General features: G+C 63.4%; 19 protein-coding genes. All 19 read left to right on the forward strand.

Translation table 11 applies throughout. The features are described from left to right. The first annotated feature begins 2 nt into the window (after positions 1-2). The 19 genes from OUZ45_RS01615 (at position 3) to nuoL (ending at position 18,144) form a co-directional block, all read left to right on the forward strand. Complete coding sequence (locus tag OUZ45_RS01615; RefSeq protein WP_266168139.1) at positions 3-1,352, forward strand: aminodeoxychorismate synthase component I; 1,350 nt, start codon at positions 3-5, stop codon at positions 1,350-1,352. Then, positions 1,352-2,182: an aminodeoxychorismate lyase gene (pabC, locus tag OUZ45_RS01620; RefSeq protein ID WP_266168140.1), complete on the forward strand. Its 831-nt coding sequence runs from the start codon at positions 1,352-1,354 to the stop codon at positions 2,180-2,182. The genes OUZ45_RS01615 and pabC overlap by 1 nt, the downstream gene beginning before the upstream one ends. After that, positions 2,179-3,216: an endolytic transglycosylase MltG gene (mltG, locus tag OUZ45_RS01625; protein ID WP_266168141.1), complete on the forward strand. Its 1,038-nt coding sequence runs from the start codon at positions 2,179-2,181 to the stop codon at positions 3,214-3,216. The genes pabC and mltG overlap by 4 nt, the downstream gene beginning before the upstream one ends. Then, the gene (tmk, locus tag OUZ45_RS01630; RefSeq protein ID WP_266168142.1) at positions 3,213-3,851 is read left to right on the forward strand and encodes a dTMP kinase; all 639 of its coding nucleotides are present in this window, start codon (positions 3,213-3,215) and stop codon (positions 3,849-3,851) included. The genes mltG and tmk overlap by 4 nt, the downstream gene beginning before the upstream one ends. Continuing rightward, a complete protein-coding gene (gene holB, locus OUZ45_RS01635) occupies positions 3,848-4,783 on the forward strand; it encodes a DNA polymerase III subunit delta' (protein ID WP_266168143.1) in 936 nt (311 codons plus the stop codon). The genes tmk and holB overlap by 4 nt, the downstream gene beginning before the upstream one ends. Positions 4,784-4,793: 10 nt before the next feature. Beyond that, positions 4,794-5,714, forward strand: coding sequence for a PIG-L deacetylase family protein (locus tag OUZ45_RS01640; RefSeq protein ID WP_266168144.1), 921 nt, complete (start codon positions 4,794-4,796; stop codon positions 5,712-5,714). A 135-nt stretch (positions 5,715-5,849) separates the two neighbouring features. Continuing rightward, the gene (locus OUZ45_RS01645) at positions 5,850-6,206 is read left to right on the forward strand and encodes a PilZ domain-containing protein (protein WP_266168145.1); all 357 of its coding nucleotides are present in this window, start codon (positions 5,850-5,852) and stop codon (positions 6,204-6,206) included. A 294-nt stretch (positions 6,207-6,500) separates the two neighbouring features. After that, on the forward strand, positions 6,501-6,857 hold the full coding sequence (locus OUZ45_RS01650) for an NADH-quinone oxidoreductase subunit A (protein WP_266168341.1): 357 nt from the start codon (positions 6,501-6,503) through the stop codon (positions 6,855-6,857). Next, positions 6,848-7,405, forward strand: a complete 558-nt coding sequence (locus OUZ45_RS01655; protein WP_266168147.1) for a NuoB/complex I 20 kDa subunit family protein — start codon at positions 6,848-6,850, stop codon at positions 7,403-7,405. Before OUZ45_RS01650 ends, OUZ45_RS01655 begins: the two co-directional genes overlap by 10 nt. 9 nt (positions 7,406-7,414) lie before the next feature. Further along, complete coding sequence (locus OUZ45_RS01660) at positions 7,415-8,143, forward strand: NADH-quinone oxidoreductase subunit C (protein ID WP_266168148.1); 729 nt, start codon at positions 7,415-7,417, stop codon at positions 8,141-8,143. A 2-nt stretch (positions 8,144-8,145) separates the two neighbouring features. Next, entirely contained in the window at positions 8,146-9,399 is a 1,254-nt protein-coding gene (locus OUZ45_RS01665; protein ID WP_266168149.1) for an NADH-quinone oxidoreductase subunit D, read from the forward strand. Between the two features lie 19 nt (positions 9,400-9,418). After that, a complete protein-coding gene (gene nuoE / locus OUZ45_RS01670; protein WP_266168150.1) occupies positions 9,419-9,946 on the forward strand; it encodes an NADH-quinone oxidoreductase subunit NuoE in 528 nt (175 codons plus the stop codon). Positions 9,947-9,955: 9 nt separating this feature from the next. Next, entirely contained in the window at positions 9,956-11,266 is a 1,311-nt protein-coding gene (gene nuoF / locus OUZ45_RS01675; RefSeq protein WP_266168151.1) for an NADH-quinone oxidoreductase subunit NuoF, read from the forward strand. Further along, on the forward strand, positions 11,263-13,590 hold the full coding sequence (gene nuoG / locus OUZ45_RS01680; RefSeq protein WP_266168152.1) for an NADH-quinone oxidoreductase subunit NuoG: 2,328 nt from the start codon (positions 11,263-11,265) through the stop codon (positions 13,588-13,590). Before nuoF ends, nuoG begins: the two co-directional genes overlap by 4 nt. A 4-nt stretch (positions 13,591-13,594) precedes the next feature. Further along, the gene (gene nuoH / locus OUZ45_RS01685; protein WP_266168153.1) at positions 13,595-14,647 is read left to right on the forward strand and encodes an NADH-quinone oxidoreductase subunit NuoH; all 1,053 of its coding nucleotides are present in this window, start codon (positions 13,595-13,597) and stop codon (positions 14,645-14,647) included. Between the two features lie 8 nt (positions 14,648-14,655). Further along, positions 14,656-15,147 (forward strand): NADH-quinone oxidoreductase subunit NuoI, encoded by a 492-nt coding sequence (nuoI, locus tag OUZ45_RS01690; RefSeq protein ID WP_266168154.1) that lies wholly within the window; start codon positions 14,656-14,658, stop codon positions 15,145-15,147. A 12-nt stretch (positions 15,148-15,159) separates the two neighbouring features. After that, positions 15,160-15,804, forward strand: coding sequence for an NADH-quinone oxidoreductase subunit J (locus OUZ45_RS01695; RefSeq protein WP_266168155.1), 645 nt, complete (start codon positions 15,160-15,162; stop codon positions 15,802-15,804). Further along, positions 15,801-16,106, forward strand: coding sequence for an NADH-quinone oxidoreductase subunit NuoK (gene nuoK, locus OUZ45_RS01700; protein ID WP_131150015.1), 306 nt, complete (start codon positions 15,801-15,803; stop codon positions 16,104-16,106). The genes OUZ45_RS01695 and nuoK overlap by 4 nt, the downstream gene beginning before the upstream one ends. 4 nt (positions 16,107-16,110) lie before the next feature. After that, complete coding sequence (gene nuoL, locus OUZ45_RS01705; RefSeq protein ID WP_266168156.1) at positions 16,111-18,144, forward strand: NADH-quinone oxidoreductase subunit L; 2,034 nt, start codon at positions 16,111-16,113, stop codon at positions 18,142-18,144. Positions 18,145-18,151: the final 7 nt, after the last annotated feature.

Raw genomic sequence — 18,151 nt, forward strand, 5'->3', positions numbered from 1 at the left:
GCGTGAACAACCTTAGTCGTACTTTGCACGGCCGGCGCGACTTGCTCGCGCCGGCCGCTGCATTTCCAGAGCGCTATCCCTGCCTGTTGCAGAGCGTGGTGCGCGGTACACCGCAAACGCGCTTCGACATCCTGTTCGCATTTCCGCAAGACAGTCTGACGCTGCGTGCGGACGGCCGTTTGTTTGACGGACAGGGGCGTGATCGCTCCGGTCGCTTCCTCGATGCCCTCGATGCCGCATGGCATGCCGAGCGCTTGCCGCGGGAAGTCGACGACGGATTGCCGTTCCACGGCGGCTGGGTGCTGATGTTGGCCTACGAATTGGCCGGCGAGATCGAACCGCGCCTGCGACTTCGCGATCCACAGACGCTGCCTGTTGCGTTGGCGCTGCGTTGTCCGGCAGCAGTGATTGTGGATCACGCGCGGGAATGCACGGTGTTGATCGTCGAGCCTGGCCACGAAGCGTTGCTCGATGCGTTGGAGGCCGACCTTTCCGTGTCGCCGGCTATTCCCGCCTTGCCTGCGCCCATGCAGTGGGGTGAAGACGATCCACAGCAGTTTCTCGACGGCGTCGCGCGCATCCACGAACACCTGCACGCCGGGGATATCTTCCAGGTCAACTTGTCGCGGGCCTGGCATGCGCGGTACGCACCATCGCCTTCACCAGCGTCGCTCTATGCCTCGTTGCGAGAGGCGAACCCCGCGCCATTCGCCGGCCTGTTGCAGCAGCCGGAGTGGGCGGTAGTAAGTTCCTCGCCGGAACGCCTGGTCGAAGTGCGCGACGGCATGGCGCAGACTCGCCCGATTGCAGGCACCCGTCCGCGCACGCCGTCGGACGACGAGCTGGCACGCATCCGCGAGCTGCGCACGCATCCCAAAGAGCGCGCCGAGCACGTGATGCTGATCGACCTGGAGCGCAACGATCTCGGTCGTGTCTGCGTGCCCGGCACGGTGGAGGTGGACGAGCTGATGGTGGTGGAGAGTTACGCTCACGTGCATCACATCGTGTCCAATGTGCGCGGCCAGTTGCGCGCTGGCGTGACGCCTGGGCAGGTGATTGCCGCGACCTTTCCGGGCGGCACCATCACCGGCTGCCCGAAAGTGCGTTGCATGGAAATCATCGCTGCGCTGGAGGATGCCCCGCGCGGAGCCTACACGGGGGCGATGGGTTACCTCGACCGCAACGGCGACCTCGATTTGAACATCCTCATTCGTACGCTCACGCTTGCCGGCCAGGACGTGACCCTGCGTGCTGGCGCGGGCATCGTGACGGATTCGGTGGCGGAGAAGGAGCTGGACGAGACGCGTGCCAAGGCCAGAGGCCTGCTGCGCGCGCTCGGAGTAGCGGGCTGATGGCCGCGGCGACGGCACGCATCCTGGTCAACGGTCGGCCGGACGATGCACTGCCGGTGCTGGATCGCGGCCTGGCCTACGGCGATGGCCTGTTTGAAACGATTCGCTTCGTCGATGGCATGGCGCCGCTGTGGGCGAGGCATATGGAACGTCTGCGCCACAGCTGTGCGCGGCTGCATCTGCCTGCTCCCGCCGCGGAGCTTCTTCTGGCTGAGGCTCGGCAGGTTGTGCAGGGCCTGTTTCAGGCGGTAGTGCGGGTCACCGTCACTCGCGGTATCGGCGAGCGCGGCTATGCGTTGCCGATCATCACGCGTCCCCACCGCATCGTTGCTGGTTTTGCGCTGCCGGAGCTCTCTCCGGACCACTATGTTCAAGGGGTGCGGCTTCGGATCTGCGACATCCGGCTGGCCGAGCAGCCGCTGTTGGCTGGCATGAAGCACCTCAATCGTTTGGAGCAGGTGCTGGCCCGCGCCGAATGGAGCGATCCGGCGGTGGCCGATGGCTTGCTGCTCGATGCCTCCGGCCGGATCGTCTCGACCACCATGGCCAACCTGTTCGCGGTGATCGACGGCACGCTGGTCACGCCGTCGCTCGAACGCTGTGGTGTGGCTGGCGTGGCACGCGCCGAGGCGTTGGCTGTGCAGCCCGCACAGGTGCGGGATCTTGTGTTGGATGACCTGCGGCTTGCCAGCGAACTCTTCCTCAGCTCCAGCGTTCGCGGCATCCTGCCAGTTCAGGCCGTGGCCGATACCGTGTATGTTCCCGGCCCGGTCACCCGCGCGATGCAACGGCATTGGCGCGACCTGGGTTTTCCGATGGAGCAGGCATGAGTCGAAACACGATGCATGGTCGCGCCTTGTGGCGTGGCCTGGTTCTCCTGGTGTTGCTGGCGCTGGCCGGTGGGCTGGCCTATGTCTGGCAGGACTTCTCCCGCTTCAGTCAAACGCCACTCAACGTGGCAGCGCAGGGGCAGAGCATCGACGTTGGTCGAGGCAGCAGCCTGAAAGACATCGTGGCCCAGCTGCGTCAGCAGGGTGTCAGTACCGGACAGCCTTTGTACTGGCGTTTGCTGGCAGAGCAAGGGCGCGTAGCCGGCAAGCTGCACGCCGGTGAGTACGCACTCACTGCCGGCATGACGCCGCGCGACCTGCTCGCCAACATGGCCGCCGGTAAGGTGCTGCAGCGCAATTTCACCATCGTCGATGGCTGGACTTTCCGCGACCTTCGCCAAGCCCTGGTCAAGGCCGACAAGCTGCGCCAGGACGGCGCCGAGCTGGACGAGGCGGCGGTGATGCAAAAGATCGGTGCGGAAGGTGAGGCGCCGGAGGGGCGGTTTCTTCCTGAGACCTATGCCTATGTCAAAGGCGATAGCGATCTGGACATTCTCAGGCGCGCCCATGCTGCCATGAGCAAGACGCTGGAAAGCCTCTGGCCGCAGCGCGATAAGAGCTTGCCGCTGGCCACGCCCTACGATGCGCTGATCCTCGCCTCCATCGTGGAGAAGGAAACCGGCCGCGCCGACGAACGGCCGCGCATCGCCGGTGTGTTCGTGCGGCGCCTGCAGACGCGCATGTTGCTGCAGACCGATCCCACGGTGATCTACGGCATGGGCGAGAGCTACGCGGGCAATATCCACAAGCGCGACCTCACCACCGATACGCCGTACAACACCTATACGCGTCCCGGATTGCCGCCGACACCCATCGCCTTGCCGGGCAAGCCAGCGCTTGAGGCAGCGTTGCATCCCGCCGCAGGAAGCGAGCTCTACTTTGTAGCGCGTGGCGATGGCAGCCATGTGTTCTCCAGTACGCTGGACGAACACAATCGCAACGTCGCCTGTTATCAGTTGAAGCGGTGTCCATGAGCAAGCAGCGCGGAACATTCATCAGCCTGGAAGGCGGCGAAGGCGCCGGAAAGAGCACCTTGCTGGCCGGCCTGCGCGACTACATCGCGGCCCAGGGCGTGGATCTTGTGCTGACCCGCGAGCCGGGCGGCACCGCCTTGGGTGAGGCGGTACGCGCCATTGTGCTGGATCCGGCCCGTCATGGCATGGCGGCCGAAACCGAACTGCTGCTGATGTTCGCCTCCCGCGCGCAACTGGTGCGCGAGTTGATTGAACCCGCGCTGACCGCTGGGCAATGGGTGCTGTGCGATCGGTTCACTGATGCGAGCTTTGCCTATCAGGGAGGCGGACGTGGCCAGCCAGTGGAGCGCATCGCTGAGTTGGAGCGCTGGGCTACCGATGGTCTGTCGCCGGACATGACCCTGCTGCTTGACTTGCCAGTGGCCACCGGACGCGCTCGCGCTGCTGGTCGCGGCGAAGCCGATCGGATCGAGGTCGAAGCCGATGTTTTCTTTGAGCGGGTTCGCGAGGCCTATCGCGCGCGTGCCGCGGCGGAGCCGAAACGCTTCCAGATCATCGACGCCAGTCTGACGCCGGTCGAGGTCCTGCATGCGGCGATAGCCGCTATCGCGCCGCTGTTCGAGGTCAAGGCATGAGCGTGATGCCGTGGCATGCCGAGCATTGGGCGCGTTTGCAGGCGCGACGCCAACGCGATGCCATGCCACATGCCTTGCTGCTATGTGGCCCGGCAGGGTTAGGCAAGCGTGACTTCATGCGCCGCTTCGTGCGCGGTTTGTTGTGCGAGCAGGCGGTGGATGGCGAGGCATGCGGTCGCTGTCGCAGTTGCCTGCTGCTGGCTGCGGGTACGCATCCTGACGTGGTTGCGCTGACTTATGGTTTGCGCAAAGACGGCGTCCAGCGTAGCGAGATCGTGGTGGATCAGATCCGTGATTTGTCGGCGCGGTTGGCGATGTCCAGTCAGTTCGGCGGCTGGCAGGTGGTCAGCATCGATCCGGCCGACGCGATGAATGCGGCCGCCGCCAACGCACTGCTGAAGACATTGGAAGAGCCGTCGCAGAATACGCTGCTGTTGCTTGTTGCTGACGCGCCATGGCGCTTGCCGCAGACCATCCGCAGCCGCTGCCAGCGCATCGAGTTCCAGCTGCCGTCGCGCGACGAAGCCCTGGCCTGGCTGCAGGCCGAGGGTGTGAAAGATGCCGCCATGGCGCTCGAAGCAGCGGGCGGTAATCCCGGCATGGCGAAAGCCTGGTCGGAAGAGGGCGCGCTCACCCGCCGCCAGGAAGTGCGCAAAGATCTTGCCGCATTGGCTGCGGGTCGCGGTGAGGCCATGGACGTGGTGCGTCGCTGGTTGGACAACGAGCCGGAACAGCGGCTGTGGTTCGCTGCCCAGGCGGCGGCCGATGAGGCGCGAGCGCAGGCAGGTGCCGCCGGTGGGCCGTTGTCCAGCACGCTTGACGCCGAAGCGCTCGGCGATTGGTACATCGCTGCCAATCGGGCGCGCGATGCCTTGCGTGGCCCGCTGCGCGGCGATTTGCTGCTGCTTGAGCTGCTTGCGCGCTGGCGTTGAGAGGAATGGCATGCCGATGAAGCTGGACGCGCAGACTCGTCTGCTGGTCATCGCGCCCCATCCGGATGACGAGTCCATCGCCACGGGCGAGCTGATCCAGCATGTTCATCTGGCTGGCGGCACGGTGGACATCCTGCTGCTCACCGATGGCGACAACAACCCCTGGCCGCAGCGCTGGCTGGAGCGGCGCCCGTACATCGGACCGGCCGAGCGCGAACGCTGGGGCCGCCGCCGCCGTGGCGAAGTAGGGCAGGCGCTTCGTCAGCTCGGCCTGCCGCCGGAAGTGCTGCATGCCTTGGGCCTGCCGGACATGGGGGTGACAGCCCGCCTGCGCGACGATCTGTCGGGCTTATTGCGGCTATGGCTTGCCCGGCTGGAAGCATGTCGCCCCACGGTCATTGCGTTTCCGGCCTTGGCCGACCGCCATCCTGATCACAGCGCGGCGCACGTGCTGACGCGGCTGGCGGTGGCGCAGTGGCCGGGTGGCGCGCCGCAGCTGCTCAGCTATCTCGTCCATGGATACGCGGAGGAGCATGGAGGGCTGCTTGCCATTCCATCCTCCGAGCATGTCCACACGAACAAGCTGTCCGCCTTGCGCGAGCACCGCAGCCAGATGGCTCTCAGCGGCAAGCGTATGCACAGGCTCGCTGATCGGGCGGAACACTATCGGCAGCTGAGCGGCGTGGAGCAGGGGTGTAGCCTGCCTTGGCAGCCCGCCCCGGTCCTGCGGCCATGGCTGAAGCTGACTTTGGTGGATAGCCATGGTGTGTGTAGCTGGTCCTGGCAGGACGCGCCGCTCGAGCGGGACGAAGCCGGTCGGTTCAGGCTGTGCCTTCCATCGACAGAGCACGTCGGGCCGCGGTTCGTGAAGCTGCATATGGATCTGCCGTCGCCCTGGATCTTCGATCGCTGGGGTTGGTGCGAGCTTTGAACAGGCTCTAAGCATCGCGGGTGCCTGTGAAGCAGCTCCCAGACATGGCGCTTTTTGCTTTACGCCCGGCGCCGCGGCTCGCTACGATGCGGCACATCGGACCGTTTCCGTCCCACGGTCTGCGGGGGAGTAGGCATGAGTCCGGTCGTTGCAGCCCGTCAGGGCATCATTTCTTTGAAGATCAAGGACACGGCCGCGCTCTATAACGCGTACATGCCGTTTCTCAAGCACGGTGGCCTGTTTGCCCCCACCGCTCAGAGCTACTCGCTCGGCGACGAAGTGGTATTGCTGGTGAATCTGGCCGACGAGGGCGAGCGCCTGTCGGTCGCCGGCAAGGTGGTCTGGGTGACCCCGGTGGGCGCTCAGGGCAACCGCACGGCCGGAATCGGGGTGCAGTTCAATGATTCCTCCGATGGCGAGGTCGCAAGAGCCCGCATCGAGAACATCCTGGTCGGCATGAGCGGCTCGGAACGCCCGACTCACACCATGTAACGCCAGGCCGCGTTGACATCGGCTTACCATGCCTTGCGAGACAAGGCGTAAGGCGATTGCAACATCGGTACCAAACCGCAGCGAAATAGCGCTCAAGGCTTGTTGTTGTTAAGCGCACTGATACAATGTCCTGATTCCCGAATTTGATCGTGGAAAGTCGGACGCTCGTGGCTTCAATCGCGTGCGATCGTGGCTGGATAGCCCATGGCCTTTGCGGGCCTCCGATCCCAGTTGCCGGACCGTTTCCCCCGACGGTCACTGATGCGCCTCGATGGCGCGGAGGTACGTTACATCGTGCTTGCCGAATACTGGCCCATCCTGCTGTTTATCGGCGTTGCGACCGGTCTAGGTCTGGTTCTGCTGGCCATCGGCCTGCTCGCCGGTCCGCGCCGTCCCGACTCTGAAAAGCTTGCGCCCTACGAGTGCGGCTTCGAGGCCTTCGAGGACGCGCGCATGCGTTTCGACGTGCGCTACTACCTGCTGGCGATCCTCTTCATCATCTTCGATCTTGAAATCGCCTTCCTGTTCCCGTGGGCGGTGGTGTTCGACAAGATCGGCATCATCGCGTTGATCGAGATGGCGCTGTTCCTGCTGCTCTTGGTGGTCGGCTTTGCTTACGTGTGGAAGAAGGGAGCGCTGGAATGGGAGTGATCTCCTCCATTGATCGGGTGATGCATAACCCGCAGCCGTTGAATCTGGTGGACGACATCCTGCGTCCGTCCGGCGACAACCCCGTTATCCAGCGCGGCTTTGCCACCACCAGCGTCGATGCGCTGATGAACTGGGCGCGCACCGGCTCGATGTGGCCGATGACCTTCGGTCTGGCATGCTGCGCGGTCGAGATGATGCACGCCGGCGCCGCGCGCCTGGACCTGGACCGCTACGGCGTGATCTTCCGTCCGAGCCCGCGCCAGTCCGACGTGATGATCGTGGCCGGCACCCTGGTCAACAAAATGGCCCCGGCGCTGCGTAAGGTCTACGACCAGATGCCCGACCCCAAATGGGTGATTTCCATGGGCAGCTGTGCCAACGGTGGTGGCTATTACCACTACTCCTATTCCGTGGTGCGCGGCTGCGACCGCATCGTGCCGGTGGACATCTACGTGCCGGGCTGTCCGCCCACGGCCGAAGCGCTGATCCACGGCATCCTGCAGTTGCAGAAGAAAATCCGCCGCACCAGCACCATCGCGCGTTCCTGAGGCGCAGCCATGAGCGATACGCAAATGAACTCGCTGGCCGAGCGCCTGATCGCGCGATTCGGCGATACGCTGAAAATCACCACCATCCGGAACGAAGTCACCGCCGAGGTGGCTGCGACCGATTTGATCGCGGTAGCGACGGCGCTGCGCGACGAATCGGCTTTCCGTTTCGGCGAGCTGATCGATCTCTGTGGCATCGATTACCTCGGTTATGGCCAGACCGAATGGGATACCGAAACCGTCTCCAGTACCGGCTTCTCGCGCGGTGTGGAAGGCGAGGCGATGGGGCGCTTCAATTGGGCCGATCGCCCACGTAACGTCCATCAGCCGCGCCGCTTCGCAGCCGTTATTCATCTGCTGTCGATCGAGAACAACCATCGCCTGCGCTTGCGCATCTTCTGCGAAGACGACTCACTGCCGGTGGTGCCGTCGGTGACCGGTATCTGGGCGGGCTCCAACTGGTTCGAGCGCGAGGCGTTCGACCTGTTCGGCATCCTTTTCGAAGGCCACCCGGACCTGCGCCGCATCCTGACCGACTACGGTTTCGTCGGGCACCCGTTCCGCAAGGACTTCCCGCTGATCGGCAACGTCGAAGTGCGTTACGACCCCGAGCAGAAGCGCGTGGTCTACGAACCCGTGTCGATCGAGCCGCGCGTGCTGGTGCCGCGCGTGATCCGTGACGACGCCGACCTGGTGCAGGCCAAGGCCGAAGCCGCCGACAACTGGCGGGAGAATTGAGCATGCAGGAAATCCGCAACTACACGATGAACTTCGGCCCACAGCATCCGGCCGCGCACGGTGTGCTGCGCCTGGTGATGGAGATGGACGGCGAGACCATCGTTCGTGTCGATCCGCACGTCGGGCTGCTCCATCGCGGCACCGAGAAGCTGGCCGAGTCCAAGCCGTTCAACCAGTCCATCGGTTACATGGATCGCCTCGATTACGTGTCGATGATGTGCAACGAGCACGCCTACGTGCGCGCCATCGAAACCCTGATGGGTATCGAGGCGCCGGAGCGTGCGCAGTACATCCGCACCATGTTCGACGAAATCACCCGCATCCTGAATCACTTGATGTGGATCGGCTCGAACGCGCTCGATCTTGGCGCAATGGCGGTGTTCCTCTACGCCTTCCGCGAACGCGAAGAGCTGATGGACGTCTACGAGGCGGTGTCGGGCGCGCGCATGCACGCGACCTACTACCGTCCGGGCGGTGTCTACCGCGACCTGCCGGGCAAGATGTCCCAGTACCGCGAGTCGCCGTGGCACAAGGGCAAGGACCTCAAGCGCCTCAATAGCTGGCGCGAGGGTTCCATGCTCGACTACCTCGATGCCTTCACCGCCGACTTTCCGTCGAAGGTGGACGAGTACGAGGAACTGCTCACCAACAACCGCATCTGGAAGCAGCGCACCGTCGGCATCGGCGTGATCTCGCCGGAGCTGGCCCAGCAGTGGGGCATGACCGGTGCAATGATTCGTGGCTCGGGCGTGGCTTGGGATCTGCGTAAGAAGCAGCCGTACGCCAAGTACGCCGATGTGGATTTCGACATCCCGGTCGGCGTCAATGGCGACTGCTACGACCGTTACCTGGTGCGCGTCGAAGAGATGCGCCAGTCCAACCGCATCATCCAGCAGTGTGTGAAGTGGCTGCGTGCCCATCCAGGTCCGGTGATGGTGGAAAACTTCAAGGTCGCGCCGCCCAAGCGCGAGGCCATGAAGGAGGACATGGAAGCGCTCATCCATCACTTCAAACTGTTCACCGAAGGCTACGGCGTGCCGGCGGGCGAGACCTACTGCGCGGTCGAAGCACCCAAGGGCGAGTTCGGCTGCTACCTCGTCTCCGACGGTGCCAACAAGCCGTTCCGCGTGCATCTGCGCGCGCCGGGCTTTGCCCATCTGTCGTCGATCGATCCCATCGTGAGCGGCCACATGCTGGCCGACGTGGTGGCGATGATCGGCACCTATGACCTCGTGTTCGGCGAAGTCGATCGCTGAGCCCGGAGGATAAGAACTCATGAAAGCCACCGGAAATTACGAGCAGGTCAAGAACGTCGACCCGCTTGCCGTACTCACCGAGCACACCCGCCATCACATCGATGAGTGGGTGGCGAAGTTTCCGCCGGATCGCAAGCGTTCGGCGCTGATCCAGGCGTTGTTCGCCGCGCAGGAGCAGAATCAGGGCTTCCTCACCGACGAGCTGATCACCGCCGTCGCGAAGTATCTCGACCTGCCGGCCGTGTGGGCCTACGAGGTCGCCAGCTTCTATTCGATGCTGGAGACCAAGCCGGTCGGCCGCAACAACGTGGCGATCTGCACCAATATCTCGTGCTGGCTCAACGGCGCCGAGGAACTGGTGACGCATTGCGAGAAGAAGCTCGGCATCAAGCTCGGCGAAAGTACGCCGGATGGCCGCGTCTATCTGAAGCGCGAAGAAGAATGCATCGCCGCCTGCGCCTGCGCGCCGGCGATGACGGTCAATGGGCATTACCACGAGCGTCTGTCGATCGAAAAGATCGATGAGATTCTCGACGGTCTGAAGTGAGGCTGGGCAATGGCATTCGGACCCGCACCTAAAGAACACCAAGTCGTCTACACCACGCTGCATTTTGACAAGCCGTGGGCGATGGACAGCTATACGCAGATGGGTGGCTATGAAGCGTGGAAGAAGATCCTCGCCGAGAAGCCCGACCCGAACGCGCTGATCGAAGAGATCAAGAAGAGCAATCTACGCGGCCGTGGCGGCGCCGGCTTCCCCACCGGCTTGAAGTGGTCCTTCATGCCCAAGGGCACCATGCAGAAATACATCCTCTGCAACTCCGACGAGTCGGAGCCGGGCACCTGCAAGGACCGCGACATCCTGCGCTTCAACCCGCACTCGGTGATCGAGGGCATGGCTATCGCCTGCTATTGCACCGGTTCCACTGCGGCTTACAACTACCTGCGTGGCGAGTTCCATCACGAGCCCTACGAACATTTCGAAGAGGCGCTGAAGGAAGCCTACGCGGCCGGTCTGCTGGGTAAGAACATCCAGGGCACCGGCCTCGACATCGACATCTATGGCGCGCTCGGCGCTGGCGCCTATATCTGCGGCGAAGAAACCGCGCTGATGGAGTCGCTGGAAGGCAAAAAGGGCCAGCCACGCTTCAAGCCGCCGTTCCCGGCCAACTTCGGTCTGTACGGCAAGCCGTCGACGATCAACAACACCGAAACCTACGCCTCGGTGCCGGCTATCCTGCGCAAGGGTGCGGACTGGTTCCTCGCGCAGAGCAAGACCAAGAACGGCGGCCCGAAGATCTTCTCGGTCTCCGGCTGCGTGCAGAAGGGTGGCAACTTCGAAGTGCCGCTGGGCACCACCTTCGACGAGCTGTTGGAAATGGCCGGCGGTCTGCGTCCGGGCCGCACCCTGAAGGGTGCGGTTCCCGGTGGTGTGTCCATGCCGGTGCTGCGCGCCGAGCAGCTCAAGGGGCTGCCGATGGACTACGACACCCTGCGCGACCTCAAGACCGGTCTCGGCTCGGGCGCCATCGTGGTGCTGGACGACACCGTCTGCACGGTGCGCTTCACCCGCCGCATCTCGCAGTTCTTCCATAAAGAGTCTTGCGGCCAGTGCACGCCGTGCCGCGAAGGCACCGGCTGGATGCACCGCGTGCTGGATCGCATCGTGGACGGGCAGGGCACGATGGACGACCTGCATCGCCTGAAGGCGATTGCCGGCCAGATCGAAGGCCACACCATCTGCGCGTTCGGTGAAGCCGCTGCCTGGCCGGTGCAGGGTTTCCTGCGCCAGTTCTGGGATGAATTCGAGTACTACATCGTCAATGGCCGCTCCATTGTCGACGACAAGCTTGGAGCCGCCGCATGAGTGCGCAGCCCGTTGCCAACACCGCCCCCGATCTGCTGAATATTGAGATCGACGGCAAGCCCACGCAGATTCGCAAGGGCGCGATGATCATCGAAGCGGCGGACGCCATTGGCGTGACCATTCCGCGCTTCTGCTATCACCGCAAGCTACCCATCGCCGCCAACTGCCGCATGTGCCTGGTGGAAGTGGAAATGGGCGGCAAGCCCATGCCCAAGCCGCAACCGGCGTGCGCCACTCCGGTGGCCGAGGGCATGAAGGTGCAGACCCGTACGGGCACCGCGCTGAAGTACCAGCGCGATGTGATGGAGTTCCTGCTGATCAACCATCCGCTCGACTGCCCGATCTGCGATCAGGGCGGCGAGTGCGAGCTGCAGGACGTGGCCCTCGGCTACGGCCGCAGCGTGTCGCGCTACACCGAACGCAAGCGCACCATCACCGACGAGAACCTCGGCCCGCTGGTCGCCACCGAGATGACCCGCTGCATCCAGTGCACGCGTTGCGTGCGCTTCACCAGCGAGATCGCCGGCACCTACGAACTGGGCGGCATGAGCCGCGGCGACAACCTGCAGATCGGTACCTACATCGGCAAGACCATCGAGACGGAATTGTCGGGCAACATCATCGACGTCTGCCCGGTAGGTGCGCTGACCAACAAGCCGTTCCAGTTCCAGGCGCGCGCCTGGGAGCTGGTCGCCAAGCCGTCCATCGGTTACCACGATGCTCTCGGTTCCAACCTGTGGTTGCACACCCGCCGTGGCGAGGTGCTGCGCACGGTGCCGCGCGACAACGAATCGATCAACGAGTGCTGGTTGTCCGACCGCGATCGCTACAGCCACCAGGGCCTGTACGCTGCCGATCGCGTCAGCGCGCCGCAGGTGAAGCGCAACGGTCATTGGCAAACCACCACCTGGGAGGACGCGCTCGCCGTGGCCGGCGAAGCCTTGACCAAGGCGCCGGGCAGTGAGCTGGGTGTGCTGGTACATCCCGCCACGTCGAACGAGGAAGGCGATCTGCTGGTGCGTCTGGCCCGTGGCTTGGGCAGTGCGCACATCGATCACCGCGTTCGCCAACTCGACTTCGCCGACAACGCGACCGCTCAGGCTTTTGGCCTGCCGGTGGCCGAGCTGGACAAGGTGAAGGCGGCGCTGCTGGTCGGTTCCGATCTGCGCCATGAGCTGCCGCTCTTGAATCATCGCGTGCATCAGGCCGTGAAGAAGGGCGCCAAGGTCTACGCCGTGAATCCGGCACGCTTCGACTTCAACTACGCGCTGGCTGGCGAAGAGATCGTGGCGCCGCAGGCGATGGTCGATGCGCTACTCGCGCTCGCCAAGGCTGCTGTTGAAGCGGGTGCCACAGCGCCCGCTGCGCTGGCTGCTGCCATCAGTGCAGCACCGACGGATGCCGGCGACCACGATGCCATCGCTGCACTAAAGAGCGGCAAGGCGGCCGTCATCGTCGGCGAAGCCGCGGTGACGCATCCGCAGGCCTCCTGGCTGCGCGCCATCGCTCGTTTCATCGCCGATGCGACGGGCGCCGGTTACAACGAACTGCCCGTCGGCGCGAATGCGCTCGGCCTGGCCCGCGTTGGTGTGCTGCCGAGCCATGGTGGCCTCGATGCGCAGGCCATGCTGGCGCAGCCACGCAAGGGCTATCTGCTTTACGGCGTGGAGCTTCCGCACGATGTCGCCGACGGCGCTGCCGCCATCAAGGCGCTGCACGCCGCTGAAAGCGTGGTTGCCTTCACCGCCTATGCCAGCCCCGCGCTGCGCGAAGTAGCCCATGTGATCCTGCCGATCGCATTGCTGCCGGAAATCGAAGCGACCCTGGTCAACGTGGACGGTCTGGCGCAGAGCGTCGTTGCCGGCGCCAAGGCACCGGGCGAAGCCCGTCCGGGCTGGAAGGTGCTGCGTGCCTTGGGTGGTGCGCTGAAGCTGGCCGGCTTCGACTTCGACGACCTTGGCGGTCTGCGCGATGGCATCGTTGATCGCGCCGTCGCGCCGCGTACCGATCTGGCCGAGCGCGGCGCTGTGCCGGGTCTCAGCCGCCTGGCCACCTGGCCGATCTATCGCACCGACGCCGTACTGCGCCGCGCATCCGCGCTGAATGCGCATCCGCTGAACCGCGCGCCGGCCGTGCGCCTGAATGCCGCCGAGGCCCAGCGCCAAGGTCTGGCCGAAGGTGCCTCGGTGCGTGTCGGCCATGTCTCGCTACCGCTGGTTGTCGATGCATCGGTGCCGGATGGTTCCGTCTGGATCGAGGCTGCGCACGATCTCACCGCCACGCTGCCGCCTTATGGCGCGGCCATCACCCTGAGCAAGGCGTAAGCACATGGGCGAACAGATCTGGACTCAGGTCCTCCTGCCGGTTCTCTATATCGTGGCCATCGTGCTGCCGCTGATCATCGCCGTGGCGATGTTCGTGTATTGGGAGCGCAAGGTCATCGGCTGGATGCACGTGCGCATGGGACCGAACAAGGTCGGCCCCTTCGGTCTGCTGCAGGCCTTCGCGGACGTGGTCAAGCTGCTGCTCAAGGAAGTGATCCTTCCGACCAACGCGAACAGAGTGCTGTACTACTTGGCGCCACTGCTGGCGCTGATTCCGGCGATGGCCGCATGGGCGGTGATCCCGTTCAGCGAGAAGATGGTGCTGTCGAACGCCAATGCCGGCGTGCTGTACCTGCTGGCGATGACCTCGCTCGGCGTCTACGGCATCATCCTCGCTGGCTGGGCCTCGAATTCGCGCTACGCACTGCTTGGTGCGATGCGCGCGACCGCGCAGGTCATTTCGTACGAATTGGCGATGGGCCTGTGCCTGGTTTGCGTGCTGGTGCTGGCGGGTAGCCTCAACCTCACCGATATCGTGCATGCGCAGACCGGTCACAAGGGTATCTTCGACTGGTTCATGTGGCCGTTGTTGCCCGTCTTCGTCATCTACTTCATTTCCGGTGTGGCCGAGACCAACCGCGCGCCGTTCGACGTGGCGGAAGGCGAGTCGGAAATCGTGGCCGGCTTCCATGTGGAGTATTCCGGTTCGGCGTTCGCGATCTTCTTCCTCGCCGAATACGCCAACATGATCCTGATCAGCTTCCTGGCCTCCGTGCTTTTCTTGGGCGGTTGGATGAGTCCGTTGCAGGGCGTGATCACCGCAGACGTGTCGCCATGGGTCAATTGGATCTGGACAGGCGGCTTCATCTGGCTATTCATTAAAGCCTTCATCTTCGCCTTCATGTTCCTGTGGTTCCGCGCCAGTTTTCCGCGCTACCGCTATGACCAGATCATGCGGCTGGGCTGGAAGGTGTTCATCCCCATCACCATCGTCTGGGTCCTCGTCGCCGGCTGCATGAAGTACTACGGCTGGGTCACTGTCGGCACGGGAGGCTGAAGAAAACCATGTCCCGCATCACCCACTATTTCAAAAGCCTGCTGCTGATTGAACTGTTCAAGGGCATGGGCCTGACCATGCGTTACATGTTCAAGCCCAAGTACACGATGCGCTACCCGATGGAGCACATCCCCAAGTCGAACCGCTTCCGCGGCCTGCATGCGTTGCGCCGCTATGCGAACGGCGAGGAACGCTGCATCGCCTGCAAACTGTGCGAGGCGGTGTGCCCGGCGTTGGCGATCACCATCGACTCCGCGCCGCGCGAGAGCGACGGTCAGCGCCGCACCACGCGTTACGACATCGACTTGTTCAAGTGCATCTTCTGCGGATTCTGCGAAGAGAGCTGCCCGGTCGACTCGATCGTCGAGACGCATGTGCACGAATACCACTTTGAAAAGCGTGGCGAGAACGTGGTGACCAAGCAGCAGCTGCTCGCCATCGGCGACCGCTTCGAGCATGAGATCGCCACGGCTCGTGCCCAAGACGCCGCGTATCGCTGAGGCAGGGACATCATGATCGATTCGTCTATGTTCCAACTCGTCTGTTTCTACGCCTTCGCCGCGGTCACCGTGGGCGCTGCGCTCGGCGTCATCACGCTGCGCAATACGGTGCATGCCGTGCTGTCGCTGGTGCTCACTTTCTTCAGCACGGCCTGTATCTGGCTGCTGGCCGAAGCGGAGTTCCTCGCCATCGCCCTGATCGTGGTCTACGTGGGTGCAGTGATGGTGCTGTTCCTGTTCGTGGTGATGATGCTCGACATCAAGCAAGAGCATCTCCGCGAAGGATTCATCCGCTACTTGCCGGTGGGCATCATCATCGCGCTGGTGATGCTGGGCGAGATGCTGGCCCTGATCGGTGTGCGCGCCATGCATATGGCGGTGATGGGCGCGAACCCGGCCACGGTGGCGGGTGTGTCCAATACCGAATGGCTGGGTCATGCGCTGTATACGCAGTTCCTGCTGCCGTTCGAAATCGCCGCACTGATCCTCACCGTCGGTGTGGTGGCTGCTGTGGCGCTGACCTTGCGTCATCGCGGTGGCGTGCGTCACCAGAGTGCCGCGCAGCAGGTTGCGGTCAAACCGAGCGATCGCATCCGCATCGTGAAGATGGCGGCCGAACGACCCGCGCAAGACAAGAACCAGGAGCCCACGCCATGATCACGCTTTCGCACTTCATCGTGCTCGGCGCGGTGCTGTTCTGCATCGCGGTGGCCAGCCTGTTTATCAACCGCAAGAACGTCATCGTGCTGCTGATGTCGATCGAGCTGATGCTGCTGGCCGTGAACATCAACTTCGTGGCCTTCTCACGTTTCCTCGGCGACGTGGCAGGGCAGGTGTTCGTGTTCTTCATTCTCACTGTGGCCGCGGCAGAAACCGCCATCGGCCTGGCGATCCTGGTGCTGCTGTTCCGCAATCGCAGCACGATCAACATCGCCCAAATCGACAGCATGAAGGGTTGAGCCGATGGAACTCTCCACATCCATTCTGCTGACCATCGCGCTGGCGCCGCTTGTCGGCTGCGTGCTGGCCGGGTTCCTGGGCAAGGTCATCGGCCGCGCCGGTTCGCATACCGTGACCATTCTCGGCGTGGCGATCTCCTGCGGCTTGTCGATCTACGTGCTGTACCTGCTGTGCACGGGTGCCGCGTCGGTCTACAACCAGAACATCTACACCTGGTTCGAGATCGGCAAGTACACCGCCAGCGTCGGTTTCCTGATCGACAAGCTCGCCGCCATGATGATGGTGGTGGTGACCTTCGTGTCGTTGTTGGTACACATCTACACCATCGGCTACATGTACGAAGACGACGGCTACCAGCGCTTCTTCAGCTATATCTCGCTGTTCACCTTCTCGATGTTGATGCTCGTGATGAGCAACAACTTCATGCAGCTGTTCTTCGGCTGGGAGGCGGTGGGCCTGGTGTCGTACCTGTTGATTGGTTTCTGGTTCAAGCGCCCGACTGCGATCTACGCCAACCTCAAGGCCTTCCTGGTCAACCGCGTGGGTGACTTCGGCTTCTTGCTGGGCATTGCCGCGGTGCTGTATTTCCTCGGCACGCTGGACTACGCCACGGCGTTCGCCAACGCCCCGAGCCTGGTCGGCAAGACCCTGCAGATCACCCAGAACCACGCCTGGGACGCTGCCACCGTGATTGGCATTCTGTTGTTCATCGGTGCGATGGGTAAGTCGGCTCAGGTGCCGCTGCACGTGTGGCTGCCCGACTCGATGGAAGGCCCGACTCCGATCTCGGCGCTGATCCACGCGGCCACCATGGTGACCGCGGGCATCTTCATGGTCGCCCGCATGTCGCCGATCTTCGAGTTGTCAGAATCCGCGCTCAGCTTCGTGATGGTGATCGGCGCCACCGGTGCGTTGTTCACCGGCCTGATCGGCATCGTGCAGAACGACATCAAGCGCGTGGTCGCGTATTCCACGCTGTCGCAGCTCGGTTACATGACGGTGGCGCTAGGTGTGTCGGCCTATGCCGGCGCCGTGTTCCACCTGATGACCCACGCCTTCTTCAAGGCGCTGCTGTTCCTCGGTGCGGGCTCGGTGATCATTGCCATGCATCATGAGCAGGATATGCGCTACATGGGCGGCCTGCGCAAGTACATGCCTATCACCTGGATCACCATGTGGGTCGGTTCGCTGGCCTTGTGCGGCGTGCCGTTCTTCGCGGGCTTCTATTCGAAGGACGCGATCATCGAGGCGGTGGGCGAGTCACATCGCTGGGGCGCCAACTACGCCTATTTCTGCGTGATGGCCGGTGCCTTTGTGACGGCGCTGTACACCTTCCGCCAGATGTACCTGACCTTCCATGGCAAGGAACGCTTCACTGTGGTCGAGAACCACGGTCATGGCCACCACGTCGAACACATGGACGACCATGGCCACCATGAACAAGGCATCATGCACGAGGCTCCCAAGGAATCGCCGTGGGTGGTCACGCTTCCGCTGGTGCTGCTGGCGATCCCCTCGCTGGTGATCGGTTTCCTGGCAGTCAAGCCGATGCTGTTCGGCGGTTGGTTCGGTGGCTCCATCCAGGTGCATGAAGCCAATGATGTGTTGGGTGAATTGAGCCATGAATTCCATGGTGCCGTGGCGATGGCGTTGCATGGCTTCACCCAGCTGCCGTTCCTGTTGGTTCTCACGGCCTTCGTGATCACCACCTACATCTACCTGTTCAACCCGGCTATGGCCGACCGGATCAAGAACGCGCTCAAACCGATCCACGCCGTGCTCCATCACAAGTACTGGATCGACTCGATCTACTTCGTGATCTTTGCGCGCGGCGGCATCAAGCTCGGCCATGCGCTGTGGAAGGGTGGCGACGCGGCGGTGATCGATGGCGTGCTGGTGGACGGCTCGGCCTCGCTGGTTCAGCGAATTGCCAGCGGCGTCCGTCGCCTGCAGTCCGGCTACCTCTATCACTACGCCTTCGCGATGATTCTTGGCCTGATCCTGCTTCTTGGCGGGTACTGGCTGGTCGGGCAATAAGGGAACC

It is taken from the genome of Dyella subtropica (assembly GCF_026283965.1).
GTDB lineage: Bacteria > Pseudomonadota > Gammaproteobacteria > Xanthomonadales > Rhodanobacteraceae > Dyella_D > Dyella_D subtropica.

Excerpts from the sequence above, each read along its gene's own strand:
- pabC (WP_266168140.1), top strand. The coding sequence starts at position 1,352 with ATGGCCGCGGCGACGGCACGCATCCTGGTCAACGGTCGGCCGGACGAT.
- mltG (WP_266168141.1), top strand. The coding sequence starts at position 2,179 with ATGAGTCGAAACACGATGCATGGTCGCGCCTTGTGGCGTGGCCTGGTT.
- tmk (WP_266168142.1), top strand. The coding sequence starts at position 3,213 with ATGAGCAAGCAGCGCGGAACATTCATCAGCCTGGAAGGCGGCGAAGGC.
- holB (WP_266168143.1), top strand. The coding sequence starts at position 3,848 with ATGAGCGTGATGCCGTGGCATGCCGAGCATTGGGCGCGTTTGCAGGCG.
- OUZ45_RS01640 (WP_266168144.1), top strand. The coding sequence starts at position 4,794 with ATGCCGATGAAGCTGGACGCGCAGACTCGTCTGCTGGTCATCGCGCCC.
- OUZ45_RS01645 (WP_266168145.1), top strand. The coding sequence starts at position 5,850 with ATGAGTCCGGTCGTTGCAGCCCGTCAGGGCATCATTTCTTTGAAGATC.
- OUZ45_RS01655 (WP_266168147.1), top strand. The coding sequence starts at position 6,848 with ATGGGAGTGATCTCCTCCATTGATCGGGTGATGCATAACCCGCAGCCG.
- OUZ45_RS01660 (WP_266168148.1), top strand. The coding sequence starts at position 7,415 with ATGAGCGATACGCAAATGAACTCGCTGGCCGAGCGCCTGATCGCGCGA.
- OUZ45_RS01665 (WP_266168149.1), top strand. The coding sequence starts at position 8,146 with ATGCAGGAAATCCGCAACTACACGATGAACTTCGGCCCACAGCATCCG.
- nuoE (WP_266168150.1), top strand. The coding sequence starts at position 9,419 with ATGAAAGCCACCGGAAATTACGAGCAGGTCAAGAACGTCGACCCGCTT.
- nuoF (WP_266168151.1), top strand. The coding sequence starts at position 9,956 with ATGGCATTCGGACCCGCACCTAAAGAACACCAAGTCGTCTACACCACG.
- nuoG (WP_266168152.1), top strand. The coding sequence starts at position 11,263 with ATGAGTGCGCAGCCCGTTGCCAACACCGCCCCCGATCTGCTGAATATT.
- nuoH (WP_266168153.1), top strand. The coding sequence starts at position 13,595 with ATGGGCGAACAGATCTGGACTCAGGTCCTCCTGCCGGTTCTCTATATC.
- nuoI (WP_266168154.1), top strand. The coding sequence starts at position 14,656 with ATGTCCCGCATCACCCACTATTTCAAAAGCCTGCTGCTGATTGAACTG.
- OUZ45_RS01695 (WP_266168155.1), top strand. The coding sequence starts at position 15,160 with ATGATCGATTCGTCTATGTTCCAACTCGTCTGTTTCTACGCCTTCGCC.
- nuoK (WP_131150015.1), top strand. The coding sequence starts at position 15,801 with ATGATCACGCTTTCGCACTTCATCGTGCTCGGCGCGGTGCTGTTCTGC.
- nuoL (WP_266168156.1), top strand. The coding sequence starts at position 16,111 with ATGGAACTCTCCACATCCATTCTGCTGACCATCGCGCTGGCGCCGCTT.